This is a genomic window from Micromonospora sp. NPDC005979 (assembly GCF_040614415.1).
Lineage (GTDB): Bacteria > Actinomycetota > Actinomycetes > Mycobacteriales > Micromonosporaceae > Micromonospora.
This window is the reverse complement of the sequence record NZ_JBEXUR010000010.1, coordinates 64,988-83,373: the sequence shown is the minus strand read 5'-3', so window position 1 is coordinate 83,373 and position 18,386 is coordinate 64,988. Positions and strand designations below refer to the sequence as shown.

19 protein-coding genes are annotated in these 18,386 nt (G+C 71.4%); 8 read left to right on the top strand and 11 right to left on the bottom strand.

Annotation, left to right across the window (positions count from 1 at the left end; all coding sequences use genetic code 11):
• Positions 1-6: 6 nt before the first annotated feature.
• From ABZ272_RS18250 to ABZ272_RS18230, 5 genes are all read left to right on the top strand, one after another.
• Positions 7-345: a metalloregulator ArsR/SmtB family transcription factor gene (locus tag ABZ272_RS18250; protein WP_355051106.1), complete on the top strand. Its 339-nt coding sequence runs from the start codon at positions 7-9 to the stop codon at positions 343-345.
• A gap of 5 nt (positions 346-350) precedes the next feature.
• Positions 351-791 (top strand): SRPBCC domain-containing protein, encoded by a 441-nt coding sequence (locus tag ABZ272_RS18245; protein ID WP_355051105.1) that lies wholly within the window; start codon positions 351-353, stop codon positions 789-791.
• Positions 788-1,384 (top strand): maleylpyruvate isomerase family mycothiol-dependent enzyme, encoded by a 597-nt coding sequence (locus ABZ272_RS18240; protein WP_355051104.1) that lies wholly within the window; start codon positions 788-790, stop codon positions 1,382-1,384. Before ABZ272_RS18245 ends, ABZ272_RS18240 begins: the two co-directional genes overlap by 4 nt.
• Positions 1,385-1,599: 215 nt before the next feature.
• Positions 1,600-2,037 (top strand): hypothetical protein, encoded by a 438-nt coding sequence (locus ABZ272_RS18235; RefSeq protein WP_355051103.1) that lies wholly within the window; start codon positions 1,600-1,602, stop codon positions 2,035-2,037.
• 19 nt (positions 2,038-2,056) lie between these two features.
• Positions 2,057-5,245 (top strand): tetratricopeptide repeat protein, encoded by a 3,189-nt coding sequence (locus ABZ272_RS18230; RefSeq protein ID WP_355051102.1) that lies wholly within the window; start codon positions 2,057-2,059, stop codon positions 5,243-5,245.
• Between the two features lie 59 nt (positions 5,246-5,304).
• On the opposite strand, the gene ABZ272_RS18225 is transcribed toward ABZ272_RS18230, so the two are convergent.
• The 10 genes from ABZ272_RS18225 to ABZ272_RS18180 all read right to left on the bottom strand — a co-directional run bounded on the left by ABZ272_RS18225 (position 5,305) and on the right by ABZ272_RS18180 (position 14,469).
• The gene (locus tag ABZ272_RS18225; protein WP_355051101.1) at positions 5,305-5,964 is read right to left on the bottom strand and encodes a dihydrofolate reductase family protein; all 660 of its coding nucleotides are present in this window, start codon (positions 5,962-5,964) and stop codon (positions 5,305-5,307) included.
• 57 nt (positions 5,965-6,021) lie between these two features.
• Entirely contained in the window at positions 6,022-6,735 is a 714-nt protein-coding gene (locus ABZ272_RS18220) for a helix-turn-helix domain-containing protein (RefSeq protein WP_355051100.1), read from the bottom strand.
• 295 nt (positions 6,736-7,030) lie between these two features.
• Complete coding sequence (locus tag ABZ272_RS18215) at positions 7,031-7,726, bottom strand: hypothetical protein (protein ID WP_355051099.1); 696 nt, start codon at positions 7,724-7,726, stop codon at positions 7,031-7,033.
• Positions 7,723-8,217: a sigma-70 family RNA polymerase sigma factor gene (locus ABZ272_RS18210; protein WP_355051098.1), complete on the bottom strand. Its 495-nt coding sequence runs from the start codon at positions 8,215-8,217 to the stop codon at positions 7,723-7,725. The genes ABZ272_RS18215 and ABZ272_RS18210 overlap by 4 nt, the downstream gene beginning before the upstream one ends.
• A gap of 140 nt (positions 8,218-8,357) precedes the next feature.
• Positions 8,358-9,038, bottom strand: a complete 681-nt coding sequence (locus tag ABZ272_RS18205; RefSeq protein ID WP_355051097.1) for a CHAP domain-containing protein — start codon at positions 9,036-9,038, stop codon at positions 8,358-8,360.
• A gap of 115 nt (positions 9,039-9,153) precedes the next feature.
• Positions 9,154-11,922, bottom strand: a complete 2,769-nt coding sequence (locus ABZ272_RS18200; protein ID WP_355051096.1) for a BTAD domain-containing putative transcriptional regulator — start codon at positions 11,920-11,922, stop codon at positions 9,154-9,156.
• A gap of 203 nt (positions 11,923-12,125) precedes the next feature.
• Entirely contained in the window at positions 12,126-12,533 is a 408-nt protein-coding gene (locus ABZ272_RS18195; RefSeq protein WP_355051095.1) for a hypothetical protein, read from the bottom strand.
• A 120-nt stretch (positions 12,534-12,653) separates the two neighbouring features.
• Entirely contained in the window at positions 12,654-13,115 is a 462-nt protein-coding gene (locus tag ABZ272_RS18190) for an HNH endonuclease (RefSeq protein ID WP_355051094.1), read from the bottom strand.
• Positions 13,116-13,124: 9 nt separating this feature from the next.
• The gene (locus ABZ272_RS18185) at positions 13,125-13,700 is read right to left on the bottom strand and encodes a nucleotidyltransferase family protein (protein WP_355051093.1); all 576 of its coding nucleotides are present in this window, start codon (positions 13,698-13,700) and stop codon (positions 13,125-13,127) included.
• 34 nt (positions 13,701-13,734) lie between these two features.
• Positions 13,735-14,469 (bottom strand): NAD(P)H-binding protein, encoded by a 735-nt coding sequence (locus tag ABZ272_RS18180; RefSeq protein WP_355051092.1) that lies wholly within the window; start codon positions 14,467-14,469, stop codon positions 13,735-13,737.
• Between the two features lie 129 nt (positions 14,470-14,598).
• Here ABZ272_RS18180 and ABZ272_RS18175 point away from each other — a divergent pair, with 129 nt between their 5' ends.
• Positions 14,599-15,084 (top strand): Rrf2 family transcriptional regulator, encoded by a 486-nt coding sequence (locus tag ABZ272_RS18175; protein WP_355051091.1) that lies wholly within the window; start codon positions 14,599-14,601, stop codon positions 15,082-15,084.
• Between the two features lie 23 nt (positions 15,085-15,107).
• On the opposite strand, the gene ABZ272_RS18170 is transcribed toward ABZ272_RS18175, so the two are convergent.
• A complete protein-coding gene (locus ABZ272_RS18170; RefSeq protein ID WP_355051090.1) occupies positions 15,108-16,661 on the bottom strand; it encodes a glycosyltransferase family 39 protein in 1,554 nt (517 codons plus the stop codon).
• Positions 16,662-16,782: 121 nt separating this feature from the next.
• On the opposite strand from ABZ272_RS18170, the gene ABZ272_RS18165 reads away from it, so the two are divergent.
• On the top strand, positions 16,783-17,805 hold the full coding sequence (locus tag ABZ272_RS18165; protein WP_355051089.1) for an aldo/keto reductase: 1,023 nt from the start codon (positions 16,783-16,785) through the stop codon (positions 17,803-17,805).
• On the top strand, positions 17,802-18,308 hold the full coding sequence (locus tag ABZ272_RS18160; protein ID WP_355051088.1) for a DUF664 domain-containing protein: 507 nt from the start codon (positions 17,802-17,804) through the stop codon (positions 18,306-18,308). Before ABZ272_RS18165 ends, ABZ272_RS18160 begins: the two co-directional genes overlap by 4 nt.
• Positions 18,309-18,386 lie beyond the last annotated feature (78 nt).

The window sequence follows — 18,386 nt, the reverse complement described above, 5'->3', positions numbered from 1 at the left end:
AGGGTCATGAGCGTGACCCTCGACGACCAGAAGCTCGATGCGCTGTTCACCGCACTGAGCGATCGGACCAGGCGCGACATCGTGGCTCGGTTGACCACGGGCCAGGCGACGGTCAAGGAGCTGGCCGAGCCGTACGCCATGAGCATGCAGGCCGTGTCGCAGCACATCCGGGTGCTCGAGCGGGCCGGCCTGATCAGTCAGGGGCGGCACCGGCAAAGCCGGCCGTGTCGCCTCGAACCCGCGGCGCTGGACGCCGCGCTGTCCTGGATCGAGCAGAGCCGCCAGGCCTGGGCGGATCGCCTGGACCGCCTGGAGACGCATCTCGCCCACCTGCAGGAAGGCTGAAATCGGTGGGTGACGACGAACTCGTCTACCGGCGGGTCTTGCGCGCGCCGCGCGAACTTGTGTGGCGGTGCCTCACCGAGCCCGACGAACTCGCGCAGTTCTGGGGACCGCGCGGGATGGTGACACCGGTCGAGGGCATCGTCGTCGATCTCCGGCCCGGGGGTCGGTTCGAGACCCTGATGATCGGAGACCAGGGCAGCTACCGGATGGTCGCCACGTTCACCGAGATCGTTGCGCCCGAGCTGCTCGCCTGGGTCGAGCCGGCGACCGGGATGCACACGACCAGCACGTTCCACGACCTCGGCGACGGCGGAACCGCGGTCGTCATCCACCAGCGGCACGTGCCCGAGACGATGCGGACGCCCGATGCCCGCGCTGGTTTCGCCACCTCGCTCGACAAGCTCGCGGAGCGCCTCGCCCACCTCATGCGAAAGGATCAACCATGACTGACCCGCAGCCGTGGGTCGCATCGACCTACCGAGGACTCGCTGACCTCCTCGCCACCTCGGCCATCGACATCTGGGACGCGTCCACGTTGTGCGAGAACTGGCTGGTGAGGCACGTCGTCGCGCACGTCACGATGCCGGTGCGGCTGACCCCCGCACAGTTCGCGGCCGACCTGGCCGCGGCCGGCGGTGACTTCACGGTGCTCTCCGACACCGTGGCCGCGCGCGACGCCGCGCTGCCCCGTACCGAACTCCTCGATCAACTCCGATCGCCGACACTGCACGCCTGGCAGCCGCCGGGCGGCGGTGCCGCGGGCGCGCTGAGTCACGCCGTCATCCACTCCCTGGACGTGACGATCGCTCTCGACCGGCCCGCAGTCGCACCGGCAGTCGCGGTCAGCGCCGTCCTGGACACTCTCACCAACGCGAGCGGCGCCATCTTCGGAATCGACCTGGCCGGTGTCCGACTCGAAGCGACCGACGCGGACCGGCGCTGGGGAAGCGGAGAGGTCGTCCGTGGTGACAGCGGTTCTCTGGTGGCGCTGCTGAGCGGTCGAACGCTGCCCGACGGCCGGAGCCTGCCCCGCGGCTGACGCTGCGGGACGCCCCGATATCGAACCATGACCGACCGCGAAGTGGTGTGTCGTGTCCGGGTAATTACGCAGGTGGCGACGGAGCTTCATGATGGTGCCAGGATGTCGACCTGGACGTTCGGTGCGTCGATCGGCTTCGGTTCTCAGGTTCGAGACGGTGACGCCAACTCGGTCGCCACAGAACGAGAGTGCGCCTACGACCGGCGAGGAGAGACGTGACCCCGGATATTCAGGCGGTGCTTGCCGTCGGCGCCACGACGCTGGTGACCGCCGCCGCTACGGACGTGTGGAACGGGTTGGCCCGCCCGGGGTTCATCCGGCTGTTCGGACGCGGTCGCGCCGACCAGGAGGCGAAGGCCGCGCGTCGGCTCGATGCGCTGGCGGCCACCGTGGAGCAGGCGCCGGCGGACAAGCAGGTCGAGGTCCGGGCCCAGCAGCAGCCGCAATGGCTGACCCGGTTGCAGGATCTCGTCGAAGACGACCCGACCGTCATCGACGACCTGCGGGCCCTTGTCACCGAGCTCACCGCCCGGTTACCCGCTGAGCAGAAGGTGCAGATCCAGAACATCGTGGCCCGTGACCACGGCGTCGCGTTCGGCGTCCAGAACGGCAACATCATCTACCACGAGGCGTCACCGTCGACGGAAGCGTGAGCGGGAGTCGATGGATCGCATGGTCACGGCAGACGGACCAGACCCCTCGCTCCAGCAGGTCACCTCAGTCGGCGGGTTCGCCTACGGCGTGATCAACGCCGACATCCATGTCTTCGCCAACGGCGAACCGCTCTACCTGCTGGCCAACTGGCAACCCGAACCGGACGCCGACGTGGACTGGCTGCGGCAGATGCCCAGCCGCATGCTCAACGCCCGACGCGCCGTGGTGCCGTTCACCGGCCGCGATCAAGAACTCGCCGACCTGCGGCAGTGGCGCGACGGCGGACCGCCGCGGCTGAGCGTGCGCTGGCTGCACGGGCCCGGCGGGCAAGGCAAGACCCGTCTCGCCGCCCAACTCGCGGCCGAGTCGCTCACCGCCGGCTGGAAAGTGGTTGCCGCGTTCCACGGCCCCGACGCCGACCGGCCCGAGCCCGGCAGCCACGACCTCGCCCTGACCGGGACCGCCGGGCTGCTTCTCGTGGTCGACTACGCCGACCGGTGGCTGTTGAGCAACCTCACCTGGCTGCTCAAGAACACCCTCCTTCACCAGGACGGCGTCCCCACCCGAGTTCTCATGATCGGCCGCAGCCTGGACACGTGGCCGGCGATCAGCGCCGTCCTCGACAACTATCGGGGCCACACGAGCGCCCAGCGGCTCCCCGACCTGCCCACCGATCACGCCCGACCCACCATGTTCACCGCGGCCCGCGATCGGTTCGCCGCCATCTACCGGCATCCCCGCCCCACCTCGATCCTGCCCCCGGTCCAGCTCGACAGTCCCGAGTTCGGGCTCACCCTCGCCGTACACATGGCCGCCCTGGTCGCCGTCGACGCCGCTGTCAGCGGCGAGCGGCCCCCCGAAGGCATGGACGCCCTGACCCGGTACCTGCTCAATCGGGAACAACTGCACTGGCGACGGCTCTACCACGACGGCGTCACGGGAACAGGGAGCGGCTATCGGACCCCCGGCGACGTGATGAACCACGCCGTCTTCACCGCTGCCCTCACCGGCGCACTCGACCGCACCGCCGGCGCCGAGCTTCTCGAACACCTCGGTATCGGGCCAGATGTCGAACAGATCCTCCGCGACCATACGGTCTGCTATCCACCCGCCGAATCCAACCAGCCAACCGTCCTGGAACCCCTCTACCCGGACCGGCTCACCGAGGACTTCCTCGCACTCACCCTGCCGGGACACCACATCGACTACCCCGCGCAGAACTGGGCACCCGCCACCGCAACCGCTCTCCTGACCGCCCGCCCCCGGGACGACTCGACAAGCTCGGTGCTCTCCCGATCGGTCACGTTCCTCGCCGCAGCCGCTGACCGCTGGCCCCACGTGGGCAGCACTCTCCTCTATCCGCTGTTACGCGAATATCCCGATCTCGCGATCAGAGCGGGCGGCACCGCGTTGACCGCTCTCGCTACCAGCCGATCCGTGAGTATCGAGGTGCTGGAGAGCATCGAACCTCTGCTGCCGGCCGACAGGCACATAAACTATGACATCGCCGCGGCCGCCGTCACCAGCGTGCTGACCGCACACCGTCTCGCCCACACCACTGATCCCGCCGAACAAGCCGTTCTGCAGTCCAATCAGGTATTCCGCCTTGCCCGTGCCGGCCGCCGGGAGGAGGCTCTGGCCGTGGCCGAGGAGGCCGTGGCCACCTGGCGGCGGCTGACCGAGGCGGACCCGGACGCCCACCAAGAAAACCTCGCCACCTCGTTGAACGACCTCGGCCTCCGCCTGTCCGAGCTGGGTCGCGGCGAGCAGGCCGTGGCTCTGGTTCAGGAGGCCGCCGCCATCGTCCGTCGGCTGGCCGCGACAGACCCGAACGCCTACCTACCGCTTCTTGCCGCGTCGCTGAACAACGTCGCTGCCGTCCTAGCCCGGCTGGGCCGCCTAGCGGGGGCTCTGGCCGTGGCCGAGGAGGCCGTGGCCGCCTGGCGGCAGCTGGCCGAGGCGAACCCGGACGCCTTCCTATCCGACCTCGCCCTGTCGTTGGCCAACCTCGGCGCCTGCCTGTCCGAGCTGGGCCGCCCCGGGCAGGCCCTGGCCCCAGCCGAGGAAGCCGTGGCCATCTTGGGACGGCTGGCCGAGGTGAACCCAGGCGTCTACGTGTCCGACTTCGCCCTGTCGTTGACCAACCTCGGCAACTGCCTGTCCGGCTTGGGCCGCCGCGAGCAGGCGCTGGCCGCGACTCAGGCAGCCGCCCTCGCCTACCGGGAACTGGCCGAGGCGAATCCGGACTCCTACCTACCCGACCTCGCCCTGTCGTTGAACAACCTCGGTCTCCGCCTGTCCGCGCTGGGTCGCCCTGAGCAGGCCCTGGCCCCGGCCGAGGAAGCCGTGGCCGTCCGGCGGCGGCTGGCCGAGACGAACCCGGATGTCCACCTTCCCCACCTCGCCGACTCGTTGAACAACGTCGGCGCCTACCTGTTCGAGCTGGGCCGCCCTGGCCAGGCCCTGGCCCCGGCCGAGGAAGCCGTGGCCACCTGGCGGCGACTGGCCGAGACGAACCCGGCCGTCCACCTTCCCCACCTCGCCGACTCGTTGACCAACCTCGGGGCCCACCTGTCGGCGCTGGGCCGCCCTGAGCAGGCCCTGGCCCCGGCCGAGGAAGCCGTGGCCATCGCACGGCGGCTGGCCGAGACGAACCCGGACGCCTACCGACCCCACCTCGCGGCGTCGTTGACCAATCTCGGCACCTGTCTGTCCGCGCTGGGCCGCCCTGAGCAGGCGTTGGCTGCTGCTGAGGCAGCCGCCGTCATTCACCGGCGGCTGGCCGAGGTAGATCCGGACGCCTACCTGGTCGACCTCGCCACCTCGTTGACCAGCGTCGGCAGCATCCGGTTCGCGCTGGGCCGCCGCGAACGGGCCATAGCCCCGGCCAGGGAAATCGTGGCCATCCGGCGGCGGCTGGCCGAGACGAACCCGGACGCCCACCTACCTGACCTCGCCATGGCGTTGTGGACATACGCCACGGTGTGCGCAGACGTGAAGCAGAACCTGTCCGAAGCCTTGAAGGCGATCACCGAGGCGACTCAGCTCTACGGATCGTTGGCCAAACGTATGCCGGAGAAGTTCGCAGGGCAAGCACTCTCCGCGTACCGGACGCTGGCCGATGTGCTGGAAGGAGTCGGCCGCAGGGAGGAAGCGGACGGTCTTCGGCAGCAGCTCGACAGGATTTCGATCAGAACCACGAATTGAGCACCCCTGTTCGCCTTCCGGGACGGCCGCGGCCCCACGACCTGCGCCACTCGTCGGTGTCAGCCGAGCACCGGCACCGAGCGCCCCTCGTCAACCGTGTAGGCGCCCGTCGAGAGGACGCCGAGGGTCGCCGGCGTCAGGGTCAGCGAGACGACGCCGCCGGACAGCACGCGGATGCCGTCCTCGGACGCCGCGAACGTCGCGGGCGTCGACCCGTCCGGGAACAGGCGCTTCCCGCCGCCGACGACGACCGGGTACTGCAGCAGCCGGTAGAGGTCGACGAGTCCGGCCTTGTGCAGCGTCTGCACGAGCCGCCAACTGCCGTGTACCTGGAGTTCCCCGCCCGGGCGTTCCTTGAGCCGGCGCACCGCGTCGACGACGTCGGTGCGCAGCACCGTCGTCGGGCTCCAGTCGGCCTCCTCGTCGGTCAGCGTCTCGCTGACGACGTACTTGGGCAGGGTGTTGAGCTTGGTGGCGATCAGGTCGTCGGGTGCGGTGACCTTCGGCCAGTACCCGCCGAGCAGGCCGTAGCTCGTGCGGCCGAAGAGGAAGGCGTCGGCCGTACGGAACCAGCCCTCGACGACCTCGTTGGTGTGCGCGGACATGTGCGGGACGAGCCAGCCGCCCCGGTCGAAGCCGTCCGAGCGGTCCTCGTCCGGGGCGCCCGGTCCCTGCATGATCCCGTCGAGGCTGATGAAGACGTTGACGCTGAGCAGCACGGTTCTCCTCCGTTGGTGTGATTCGGCCGGTCGTCTCCGGCGGCCGGCCGACGGAGGTTAGCTGCCGGGCCGCAGGTCGGTCTTGTACAGGAACGACATCGTCGGTTCGTCGCCCGGGCGCAGTCCCCGCGCGGTATGTCCGACGAAGCGCCGCAGCGCGTGTGCCAGGTGGGCCTGGTCGAAGTAGCCCAGCATGTCGACGACGGTGCGCCAGTCGAGGCCGTCGCGCAGCATGGTGGCCGCGGCGTTCGCGCGGTCGATCTGCGTCACGGCGGTCGGCGACAGTCCGGTGACGGCACGGTGTTGCCGCTGGTGGGTGCGCGTGGACCCGGGACGGTCGGCCCCGGTGCCCGTCAGGCGTGAGGGCACCAGCAGCCCCGCGTCGCGCAGCCGTCGGACGAACTGCTCGACGTTCTCGTACGTCGGCGTCTCCCAGTCCTCGCCGCCGATGACCACCCGGCCCGAGCGTGTCACCGGGAAGGACACGTGGCTGTCGACGATCGACGTCGCGGGGTGCGGCCGGAAGACGGCGCCGAGCGTCAACCGGATCCCGACGAACTCGGCGTGCGGCGGGACCGGTGCCGTGGTCGCCCTGGTCTCCGGCCCGCGCAGCGAGACCAGGAGCCGCCCGGTCGTCCGCGTCACGATCAGGTGGCAGCACGTACGCGCCACGGACGTCATCGTCTCCTCGGCGTCGCTGGTGGTGCGCCAGACACGGTCGACGATGCGCGTGTCCGTCTCGGTCGGGCGATGTTCGAACCGCAGAGCCATGACCCCTCCACCGAGCTGCCGCACCGTCGGCTCCTGAGCGTAGGCGACCGGCTCAGCCATTGATTATCGGATTGCCGGTAACGGTAATCCGTTAATTAGCACCCACAAAAGGGGCATAACATGCGTGCACCATAATGACAGTTCTTGTGCGTAAGCACTCAAGCTGGTGTACTGCGGCTAATGCAGCAGCGTTGAAGTGTTTCGTTGGTGGCGCGAGATCGTTGGCGACCTGAACGTAGGTGCCGGGCCTACGAGCGGCGTACGCAGCTCGAGGTTCGTCGTTGACAAGGAGCGTTCACTTCGTCGCGGTGGCCCAGTCGGCCGCCATCGAAGGGCTGTAGTAGCGGGTGAAGCCACAACCCCACGCGATCGGGTCGGCGAGCGCCGCGCCGCCCCACCGGGGCGTACCGGACACGAGCAACCGGGTGCCGACCCGATAGGCAGGGCCACCCTCGGACGTGGCATCGCCCGTCCCGGTCGCGGCGGCGGGCGGCGACATGTCCACCACGGCGGTGCCCGCGGAACCGCCCCTGAACCAGGTGTGCACCTGGAACGTGACCGATCGCAGGTCCACGGGAGGATGCGCGCCGCGTTCGGTTCGGGCCGGTCCGATGCCGATCACGGTGCCGTCGAAGGCGAAGGCCTGCTCGGCGAGCGTCTCCGGCGCGTACGCCTTGACGCACTGCGCCGCGCCGAAGGCGAGCGGAGCGCCGGGCTTCACCCCGGCCGGCAGGTCGGCCGCAGGCGTCGGAGTGACCGGTACGGACGAGGGAGTGACCGGCGGCTGTGCCTGCGGCGTCGCGGTCGGCCGGTGGACGCCGTACACAGCCGCCGCGATGATCACCGTGATCGTGGCCGCCGCCACCGTCAGGGTCCGGCGCCTGCGGTGGACCCTGCGCACCGCCCCGGCGACCACGGCCAGCTCGTCGGGGGCGTCGGCGGCGTCGGCGGCGAAGAACTCGCGCAACTCGCGCTCGGTCGACTGGTTCATCGGGTCTCCCTCGGTGCGTCGATGGCGGCGGGACCGCGCAGGCTCGCCAGGGCACGTGAGGCGGTGGCCCGCACGGAGCTCTCGCTGACCCCCATGGCCGCGGCGACCGCCGCGTCGTCCAGGTCGGCGTAGTAGCGCAGGACAAGCACTGTGCGGGCGCGCGGGGCGAGCCGGCTCAACAGCACCCGCATCTGGTCCCGGGCGGCGACCGCGTCGGCCGGGTCGGCCACCGTGGCACCGGTCTCCTGGCGCAGGTCGGTGGGCCGCTCCGTCGTCCAGCGCCGGCGACGCCAACTCAGATGCGCGTTCACCAGCATGCGGCGTACGTAGGCCTCCGGGTCCGTCGCCGCGCGCACCCGCTTCCAGTGCCGGTACACGTCGGCCAGCACGGTCTGCGCGAGATCCTCCGCCACCTGCCGGTCGCCGCTCAGGACGAACGCCAGGCGCACCAGCGACCGGCCGTACCCCGCCACGAAATCTTCGAACGACACGCCCGCTCCCGTCAGTACTTCCCACTAGGAAGACGCATCGGCCGCCGCCGGGCGCTGCACGGCTGCCCCCGGTCGAGCGCACCTCGGCGTTCGACACCGGCTCCGGACCCGATGGCCCGGAGCCGGTGTCGTCGCCCGGTCTACCTCGCGGCCGGTGAGGCGTACCCGACGATGGACGAGGCCCAGTTGCTGTACTGCGGGTGGGTCACGCCGTCCGACTGGTTGCCGCCGACCACGTAGTGGTTGCCGTCCGTGCTGGTGTCGTAGTACGACGTGACGATGGCGACGTGATCGTAGGTGCCGTTGCCGTCCCAGTCGTAGACCGCCGCGTCACCCTTGCGCGGGACGTAGCCGCTGCCGCGCCCGTGCCAGGTGCCGTTGTTGATGCCGTACGTCCGGAAGCTACCGGCCGCTGCGGTGAGACCGGTGTACTTCGCGCCGCCCCAGTAGAAGGCGAACTTCGCGAAGTCCGCGCACCAGGGCCGCTTGCGCCACGCCACCGGTCCCCAGGCCTTGGTGCCGTCGCGGTACATGTAGCCGTTGGTGGTCTTGCCGCACTTGCCGTAGGTGAAGGCGGTGCCGTCATAGCGGTCGTTGGCCGGGTCGGCCCAGAAGCCGCTGTAGAAGTTGCAGTCCTCGGTCGACGTCTCGGACAGGCGTGCCTGGACGTCGGCGTTGGTGGACGTGTACTGCTCCCACGCGATGTTGCCGACGTCGATGCCGAGCTGGGTGTCGCCCGCGGCGTACGCGGGGCTGGCCACGCTGAGGGTCGACGCCGCGAGGGCGACCGCCGTGACCAGCGCCATGCGAATCCGTCTCATCGGTTCTCCTACTTTCTGACTGACGAAGGTGGACGTCAGAAAGCGTCGGCCTGCCGGCTTGCGCGGCCCTTGAGGGAGTCTTGACTCTCCTCTTCGACGACGGTGGTGGCGGCGGTCAGTCGTCGAGGTCGCGTAACGCGTCGGCCACCGTCTCGGCGTTCGGATGGTCGAGTTCGCGAAGGATCGTCGCCGCCTGCCGCAGGAACTCGCGCGCCTGCTCGGCCTCGCCGGCGGCGGAGTGGCTCTGCCCCAGATGCGTCAGGATCTCCGCCTCGTTGTAGCGGTCCCGGAAGTTGCGGACCAGCTTGAGGGCCCGCTGGTAGCAGGTGTTGGCCTCGGCGTGCCGGCCCAGGTGGTGGTACGCGTAACCGAGGCTGTCCCAGGCGCCCGCCTCGGCGTGCTGGTCGCCGATCTCCTGGTTGAGCTCGACCGCCCGCTCGCAGTACGCCACGGCCGCGCCGTGGTCGCTGAGCTGGGTGTGCAGCCAGCCGACATTGTTGACGGCCATCGCCTCCCCGGCCCGGTGCCCGGCCTGCCGGTAGAGCTCAAGTGCCAACTCGTTGTGGCGCAACGCGTCGGACCAGCGGTCCTGCTGGTTGAAGGCCCAGCCGAGCCCACGGTGGGTGTGCGCCTGGCTGACCGGGTCGCCCAGGGCCTCGAACAACGCGAGCGCCCCCTGGTAGTGCCGGTGGGCCTCGTCGAGTTCGCCGAGCTGGGTGTGGGCCACCCCCAGGCTGCGGTGCGAGCACGCCTGCCAGCGCCGCTCACCGAGCCGGCTCGCGGCCCGCAGCGCCGCGAGTTGCGTCGCGGTCCAGTCACGCCAGTGTCCCTGCTCGTCGAGGTAACTCTCCATCGTCCAGGCCAACTGCCAGGTGTACGCGTCGAGCCCGTCGCGCGCGGCCTGCCGCAGGATGCCGAGCAGCACGGCGTGTTCGGTGTGGAACCAGGCCAGCGCCTGCGCCTGATCGGCTACCGGGTCGAGGGTGAGTTGGGGCTGTGCGGGCGGCAGCGTGATCGACTCGCGGGCCGGGTCGAGCAGGCACGCCGCCGCGTGGGCGGTGTGCAGGTAGTGGTCGAGCATGCGGACGAGGGCGGCCTGCCGGTGGTCCGGGGCGTCGCGCTCGACCTGCTCCGCCGCATACAGGCGGACCAGATCGTGCAGGCGGTACCGCGTCGACGTCTGTTGGTGGACCAGGTGCGCCTCGTGCAGGTCGTGCAGCAGCGGCCGGGTCTGCCGCGGGGAGAGACCGTTGAGGCTCGCCGCGGCCCCCAGGCCCACCTCGGGGCCGGGGGTCAGACCGAGCAGCCGGAACATCCGGGCCGCTTCCGGCCGCAGGGCGCGCGTGGAGGAGGCGAAGACCGCGCGCAGGTCGGCGCTCAGGTCGCCGGTGGTCAGGGCGTCCAGCCGCGTCGCCTCCTCGGACAGCTCGTCGACCAGCGCCCGCAGCGGAAGATCGGGGTGCATCGCCGCGCGCGCCGCGACGATGCTGAGGGCCAGTGGCAGGCCGTGGCACCGGGCCAGCAGCGCGGCGACGCTGTCGGGTTCCTCCGCGAGGAGTCGTGGCCCGAACCGGCGGGACAGCAGGTGGTGGGCCTCGTCGTCGGTGAGCACGTTCAGGGTGAACCCCTGTGCGCCCTGCGCGACGAGGCCACCCAGGCGGCGGCGACTGGTCACCAGGACGGTGCAGGTGGGGCTGCCGGGCAGCAGGGTGGCGACCTGCTCGGTGTCGTGGGCGTTGTCGAGCACGATCAGCATCCGCCGGTCCGCGAGCAGCGTGCGGTAGAGGGCCGCCTGCGCCTCCAGGCCGGTCGGGATCGCCTTGGGGGGTACGGCCAGGGCGTCGAGGAGGCCCCGCAGGGCCACCGGTGGCGGCACCGGCTCGGCGGCGGGGTCGAACCCGCGCAGGTTCACGTACAACTGGCCGTCGGGGAAGCGGTCCAGGTGGTCGTACGCCCAGCGCAGGGCCAACCAGGTCTTGCCGACGCCGCCGGTGCCACCGATCACCGCGACGGCGACGGCGTCCGCGTCGTCGGTCTGGCTCTCGACCAGGCGGGACAGCGTGGCCAGTTCGCGGACCCGGCCGGTGAACAACGGCGGTGGGGCCGGCAGCTGCCGGGGCGTCGGGTGGGGCGCCGCCGTCCCGGTCGTCGGCGCGGCGAGGGTCGGGTCGCCGTTGAGGATGCCCAGGTGCAGCGCTTGCAGATCGGGACCGGGGTCGACGCCGGTCTCGTCGGCCAGGACACGGCGCAGCCGGTCGTAGTGCTCCAGCGCCTCGGCCTGCCGACCGCAGCGGTACAGGGCGCGCATGAGTTGCCCGGCGAGGCGCTCGTCCAGCGGATGGGCCGGCGCGTCCCGCAGGAGGTCCGGCAGCAGGGACGCGTGCAGGCCCAGGCGGAGCGCGGTGTCCGTGCGGTCCCGTTCGGCGGCCACCCTCTCCTGTGTGAGCGCCTCGCGCGTCTCGTTGAGCCACGGGGTGTCCAGCTGGGTGAAGGGCTCGCCACGCCACAGGCCGAGGGCCTCGTCGAACCGCCCCAGCGCCGCCTCGTCGTCGGGCACGGCGCGCGCCCCGGCGACCAGGTCGCGGAACCGGTGCAGGTCCACCGCGGCGGGGTCCACGCTGAGCAGGTAGCCGCCCGAGCGGCGGGAGATCTCGGCACCGCCGGCCAGGCAGGCCCGCAGGCGGGACAGGTAGCTGTACAGCGAATTCACGGCGCGCTGCGGACGATGGTCGGCCCAGACGCGGTCGAGGAACTGGTCGACGTGCACGACGCGGTTCGCCTCGATGAGCAGGATCGCCAGGACGCTGCGCTGCCGAGCGTGGCCCAGGTCGACCCATTCGCCGTCGATCTCCGCCTCGACCTCGCCGAGCAGCCTGAACTTCACCGACACCGTCCCCCGCTGTCGCCGTTCCCTGCCTGACCAGGCGATTCAAGATTCGCTCAAGAAGTCCCTCCATTGTATTCGGAGGCCGTCTCGAATCCGGACCGCGAGGACCGCCGCCTACGTGCTGGGACGGCACGGCAGCGGGCCCCGGGACTCCTTGAGGGAGTCCCGGGGCCCGCTGCGGCGGTGGTGCGCGCAGGGCGTCAGTCGCCGGCGCCAACCTCGTAGAGCCGGCTGCCGCTGACGAACGTGGAGCCTTCGTAGTTCGAGATCGTGAACGTGATGTAGCCGGTCTCGGCGATGTCGAGGTCGATGTCGACGCAGTTGCCGTTGCCGGGGTAGTAGTGCCGGTTGCCGCTGTACGAGCCGCCGTTGATGGCGTAGTTCACCGCCGGGTGGTGGTTGAGTCCCGTGTCACAGACCCAGAGGTGCTCGCCGTAGGGCGCGAAGCAGGCGAAGGCGCCGCCGTCGTACGAGTAGCCGCCGTAGCAGGCCGAGGGCGGGCTCGCCGCCGCCTGCGCCGACGGTGCCGCCGCCGAGGCCGGCGCGGCGAACGTCAGCACCGCGCCGACGGGGATGGCGAGCGCCGTAGCGATTCGTCCGAGCTGCATGGGAACCTCCTGTGCGAGTTGCCCCGGACGTCCGGGGTATCTGCGTCGAAGGCTGCCGGCGCGGGTGTGCGGGAACCTTGCGTGGAGGTTGAATCGCCTGGTGAAACAGGGACCCGGACGTCAGTTCGGCAGGTACGCCGAGCGGGCCTGGCTCACCTCGGCGGCCTGGCGCTGCCGCCACCGGCGTTGGCTGTCCCGGTTGCAGGCGCGACACGTCCGGCGGTATCGACCCGTCGACTCGTCGATCTCGCGGTCGTGCCCGTTGCGGCAGGTCGGGCCCTGCGCTCGGCTGCGGCAGTTCTCGGCGCGGCTGACCTGCCGCAGGTGGGTGGGCTCGATACAGTCCTTCGCCGGGCAGAGGTGGTCGACCTCCAGATCGGGGCGGTACCCGCCGACGAAGACGACGTACGCGGCGATGTGCGCCCAGGCGCGGCCGGCGACCTTCTGGTGAACGCCGCGCCGCGTGCCGTACCCGGTGATGAGGAGGCAGCCGTCGTCCTGCCGCACCGAACGCCGCAGCAGATGGTCGCGCAGAGTGGCCTCGGTGAAGTGTCGGGACAACCCCTTGACCTCGCTGAGCACGGCGTCACCCTATCGGAGGCGGGCGGCGTGCTCGGGCAGGTCGACGTCGGTGTCGTCGGCGACGTCGGCGCAGTCCACCAGTCGTACGGCTGTCGCGTGGGCGCGGAGGTAGTCGCGGGCGCCCCGGTCGCCGGTCGCCGCCTCGGCGACTCCGGCCCAGTGGTCGCGCCCGAGCAGCACCGGATGTCCGCGTCGCCCCTCGCGATAGGTGGCCATGGCGAGGGATTCGGCGGTGGCGTCGCGGGCGACGCGGCGTACCGCCTCGGGGGTCAGGTCGGGCTGGTCGACCAGGGTGACCACGACGGCGGCGGCCGGGCTGGACGCCAAAGAGTCCAGCCCGGCCCGCAGCGACGAGCCCATGCCCGACGCCCATTCGCCGTTCACCACCACCTCGGGCAGCCGGGTGCGGGCGCGGATCTCATCGGCCTTCGCGCCGAGCACCACGAGCACCGGTCGGCAGCCGGCGGCGGTGAGGAGGTCGGCGGCGTGCTCCACGAGCAGGCGGCCACGGTAGGGCAGGAGGGCCTTGGATTGGCCGAGCCGTCGGCCGGCGCCGGCCGCCAGGAGGAGACCCGCCGTGACCATGAGCCGAGCGTAGCCCGCCCGTCACGGTGGAGCGTCAGCGCGCCAGCCACTCCCGGTACGAGGTGGGCGCGAGAACGGCGTCCTCCTTGCCGGTGAGCACGTCACCGGGGGCCGCCGCGAACATGCCGGCGGTGTCGTCGGTGGTGACGGTCCGCTGGTCGCCGCGAGCGGCGAGGGTGATCCGGCCCAGCTCGTCGAGCCCGAACACGTCGGGGCCGGCCACGTTGCGGATGCCCTGAAGGGGCGCGCCCACGCTCACGTCGGCGACGGCCTGGGCCACGTCGGCCGCGGCCATCGGCTGAACGGGGGTGCTGGGCAGGCGTACGCCGGTCTCGTCGGCGGTCCAGGAGATGACCGCGTCGATGAACTCGAAGAACTGGGTGGCGCGGACGATCGAGTACGGCACCCCGCTGGCCTTGAGGATGTCCTCCTGGAGCACCTTCGCGCGGTAGTAGGCCAGGTCGGGCACCTGGTCGACGCCGACGATCGACAGGACCACGGCGTGTCCGACGCCGGCCTGCTCGGCGGCGGTCAGGAGGTTGTCCATGGTGGTCTGGAAGAAGGCGGGGGAGGCCTCGTCGAAGGTCGGCGAGTTGGTGAGGTTGACGACGACGTCGACGTCCTTGAGCGCCTCGGGGAGGCCCTGCCCGGTGCGGAGGTCGACTCCGGTCGACTGCGAGTGCCCGAACGCGTCGTGCCCGGCCGTGCGCAGGATCTGGACGACCTGGGAGCCGATCAGGCCCGTCCCGCCCATCACAGCGATCTTCATGTCCGTTCCACCTTCCGTGTCCCGTTCGTCCCGGCCCCCCAGTGGCACCGGCAAACTCGGACCTCTTATGTCCGAGAACTATACTCGGATAAGAATAATCCGAGTATCAGGGGTGGCTAGGGTGAGGCGATGAAGATGTCCGGCGGTGTCGAGTGGGCGCTGCACTGCTGTGTCGTGCTCACCACCAGCAGCCGGCCGGTCCCGGCCGCCCGGCTCGCGGAGCTGCACGACGTCTCCGGCAGCTACCTCGCCAAGCAGCTCCAGTCGCTGGCCCGCGCCGGGCTCATCCACTCCGTGCAGGGCAAGTCCGGTGGTTACGCGCTGACCCGCGCGCCGGAGTCGATCAGCGTGCTGGACGTGGTGCACGCCGTCGACGGGCCGGGTCCGGCCTTCGTGTGCACCGAGATCCGTCAACGCGGCCCGCTGGCCACCCCGCCCGGCGACTGCACCGGCGCGTGCCCGATCGCCCGCGCCATGTGGACCGCCGAGACGGCGTGGCGCGACGCCCTGGCTGGCATTACGATCGCCGACCTCGCCCGCGACGTGGACGCCGACTCCGGCCCCGAGGCCCTGGCCACCGTCCGCGCCTGGCTCACCGGTGACCCCGCCGGCTGAGCACTCGGCGGGCGTGACGTGGCTCAGCCGGCCCGGCGTACCTCGGTGTCCCAGATCTCGGCCCACGGACGCCGCAGCCCCCGGCACACGTGGATCGGGCCGCCGTTCTCGTCGTTGGCCACCTCGACCCGCTGGTCCACCCGCCCGGCCAGCACACACTGCTCGAACCAGCCGTTCAGCACGTCGGGGCGCTCCCAGCCGACCGCGATGACCACGTCCGCGTCGGCGGGCGGGCGGCCGAAGTCGAGCATGCTGTTGTGACCGGAGTACGCCCGGGGCAGCCCCCGGGCCGGCCCGTAGCGCGCGACCGCCCCGGCCTCGCCGTAGTTGGCGGTGAGAACGACCGCCCGCGCGCGTTCGGACTCCGGCAGGCCACGGTGGACGGTGGCGAGCGAGTCGGCGAACGCCGGCCAGCCGATGGTCTCGCCGGCGTCGTAGTTGACGTCGACCACGAAGGCGGGCAGCCGGTCGGCCGGCAGCACGGGCAACAGCAGCACGATGCTGGGCAGCAGGAACGGCACCGCGCCGACCGCGAGCAACCCCCGCCGCAGCCACGCCGAACCACGCGACGCCCAGGCGGCGGTCACCACCGCGCCCGCCGCGGCGAGCACCAGCAGCAGGGGAGCGTCGTAGTAGCCCTTGCCGCCGGCCACCAGGACCACGCCGAGCACGACCACCCAGGCCCAACCCATCGCACGGTACGACCGCCACGCCGGCCGGCGCAGCACCGCGACGAGACCCGCTATCCAGATGGGTACGGCGTACGGGCTGATGATGAGGAACTGGAGGGTGAACGCGTCGAGGCGGCCGCTGTAGGAGCTGTCCCCGTCGGAGATGGACGCGGCCACGCCGAGTTGCGGGAAGCCGTGCGCCGCCTGCCAGATCAGGTTCGGCGCGGCCAGCACCAGGGCGATCGCGGCGGCGGCGAGCACCCGGGGGTCGCGCAGCAGCCGACGCGGCCCCGCGATCAGCACCCCGGCGAGCAGGCCCACGGCCAGCAGCGCCGGCAACAGCTTGTTGAGCATGCCCACGCCGAGGACCAGCCCGAGCGGGAGCGCCCAGCGGGTGTCGCCGGTGCGCAGCAGTCGCACCGCGCACCACGCCACACCGAGCCAGACCACCAGGTCGACGGTCGTGGTGCTGAGCAGGTGCCCGCTGGCGAGCACGATGCCGGAGATCGCGGCGAGCACCGCCGCGAAGCTCTGCCCGCCCCGGCCGCCACCCAGCTCCCGGGCGATGGCGGCGACCAGCAGGACCGCGCCCCCGGCCAGCAGCGCCGACGGCGTCCGGAGGACCACCAGGTTGCCCGGCGCGATCTCGTCGAGCAGTCGGGCCAGCGCGGGGACCAGCGGGCCCTGGTCGACGTAACCCCAGTCGAGGTGCCGGCCGCAGAGCAGGAAGTACAGCTCGTCGCGGTGATAGCCGTAGCGCCCGGCGAGCAGCAGCAGCGTCACGCTGGTCGCGGCGGCCACCAGCCACGGACCGCGCGTGGGCGCGCCGGGCTCGGGTGGCGTCGCCGACGGCGGCTGCTCGGTGGGTCGGCGCGGTCGGTCGATATCGATCGCGGGCTCGCTCACCCGCTCATGATGACCGGCGGCGTCGCCGCGTGGGTGCCCGTGCCGGGGTGCGGGATCGTCCGTGTGCGGGTGGTGGGGACGAGTGCGAAGATCAGCTTGTCACTCGGACCGAAAGGACGATATGCGCTATCGCAATCTGGGCGCCACCGGCACGGTGGTGTCGACCCTCTGTCTGGGCACCATGACCTTCGGCGCGGAGACCGACGAGGAGGGCAGCTTCGCGCAGCTCGACCGGTTCGTCGAGGCCGGCGGCACCTTCCTCGACACCGCCGACGTCTACTCCAGGGGCGTCTCGGAGGAGATCGTCGGTCGCTGGCTGCGGGCCCGGCCCGACGTGCGCGACCGCCTCGTCATCGCCACGAAGGGCCGCTTCCCGATGGGCCCGGGCGCGAACGACGCCGGCCTGTCCCGGGTGCACCTCACCCGCGCCCTGGACGCGAGTCTGCGGCGGCTCGGCGTCGAGGCCGTCGACCTCTACCAGGCGCACGCGTGGGACCCACTGACGCCGCTGCCCGAGACGCTGCGCTTCTTCGACGACGCGGTACGCGCCGGCAAGATCCGCTACGCGGGGGTCAGCAACTTCACCGGCTGGCAGTTGCAGAAGGCGGCCCTGCTCACCCAGCACCTCAACCTCACCCCGATCGTGACGCTGCAACCGCAGTACAACCTGCTGGCCCGGGAGATCGAGTTCGAGCTGGTGCCGGTCTGTGAGAACGAGGGCATCGGCATCCTGCCGTGGTCACCGCTGGGTGGGGGCTGGCTGAGCGGCAAGTACCGGCGCGACACCACGCCCACCGGCGCGACCCGGCTCGGCGAGAACCCGGAGCGCGGCGTCGAGGCGTACGCCGGTCGCAACGGGCAGGAGCGCACCTGGCAGGTGCTCGACGCGGTCGGCCAGGTCGCCAAGGACCTCGGCGCGTCCATGTCGGCGGTGTCGCTGGCTTGGCTGGCGGCCCGGTCCGCGGTCACCTCGGTGATCCTCGGCGCGCGCACCACCGAGCAGCTCGACGACAACCTGACCGCCGCCGACCTCGTCCTGACCGACGAGCAGATGCGGCTGCTGGACGAGGCGAGCACGCCCCCGGTGGGCGACTACCCGTACGGCGCGGCCGGGGTCCGGCAGCGCGGGCGTGAACTGCCGTGACGGCCTTCCCCGAGCCAACCGCGCCGGTCGACAGCCGTACCGAGGTCTTCCTGCGCTACCTGGACTACTTCCGCGAGTCGGTGGTAGCCAAGGTGTCGGCGTTGGACGAGGCCGAGCTGCGCAGCAGTCGACTGCCGTCCGGGTGGACGCCGCTGGAACTGCTCACGCACCTGCGCCACGTCGAGCTGCGCTGGATCGAGTGGGGCTTCGAGGGCCGGGACGTCGCCGAGCCGTGGGGTGACCGTCGGGACGACCGCTGGTACGTCGCTCCCGACGAGACCCGCGACGACCTGGTCGCGGCGCTGCGGGCGCAGGGCGCGCACACCACGGCCGTCGTGACGGCACACGACCTGACCGAGGTCGGTGCGCCGGGCCCGCGCTGGAATGGCGCGGACCCGGCGTCGTTGGAACGGGTGCTGTTCCACCTCGTGCAGGAGTACGCCCGCCACCTGGGCCACCTCGACGTGGTCGCCGAGCTGGCAGGCAGCCCGACCGGAGAGTGAGACCCCCCGCAGTTCCCACGACGCGCGATGATCGCGCTCGAACATGGATGTAGGGGCCTCCTCGCAAAGGAAGGCCAC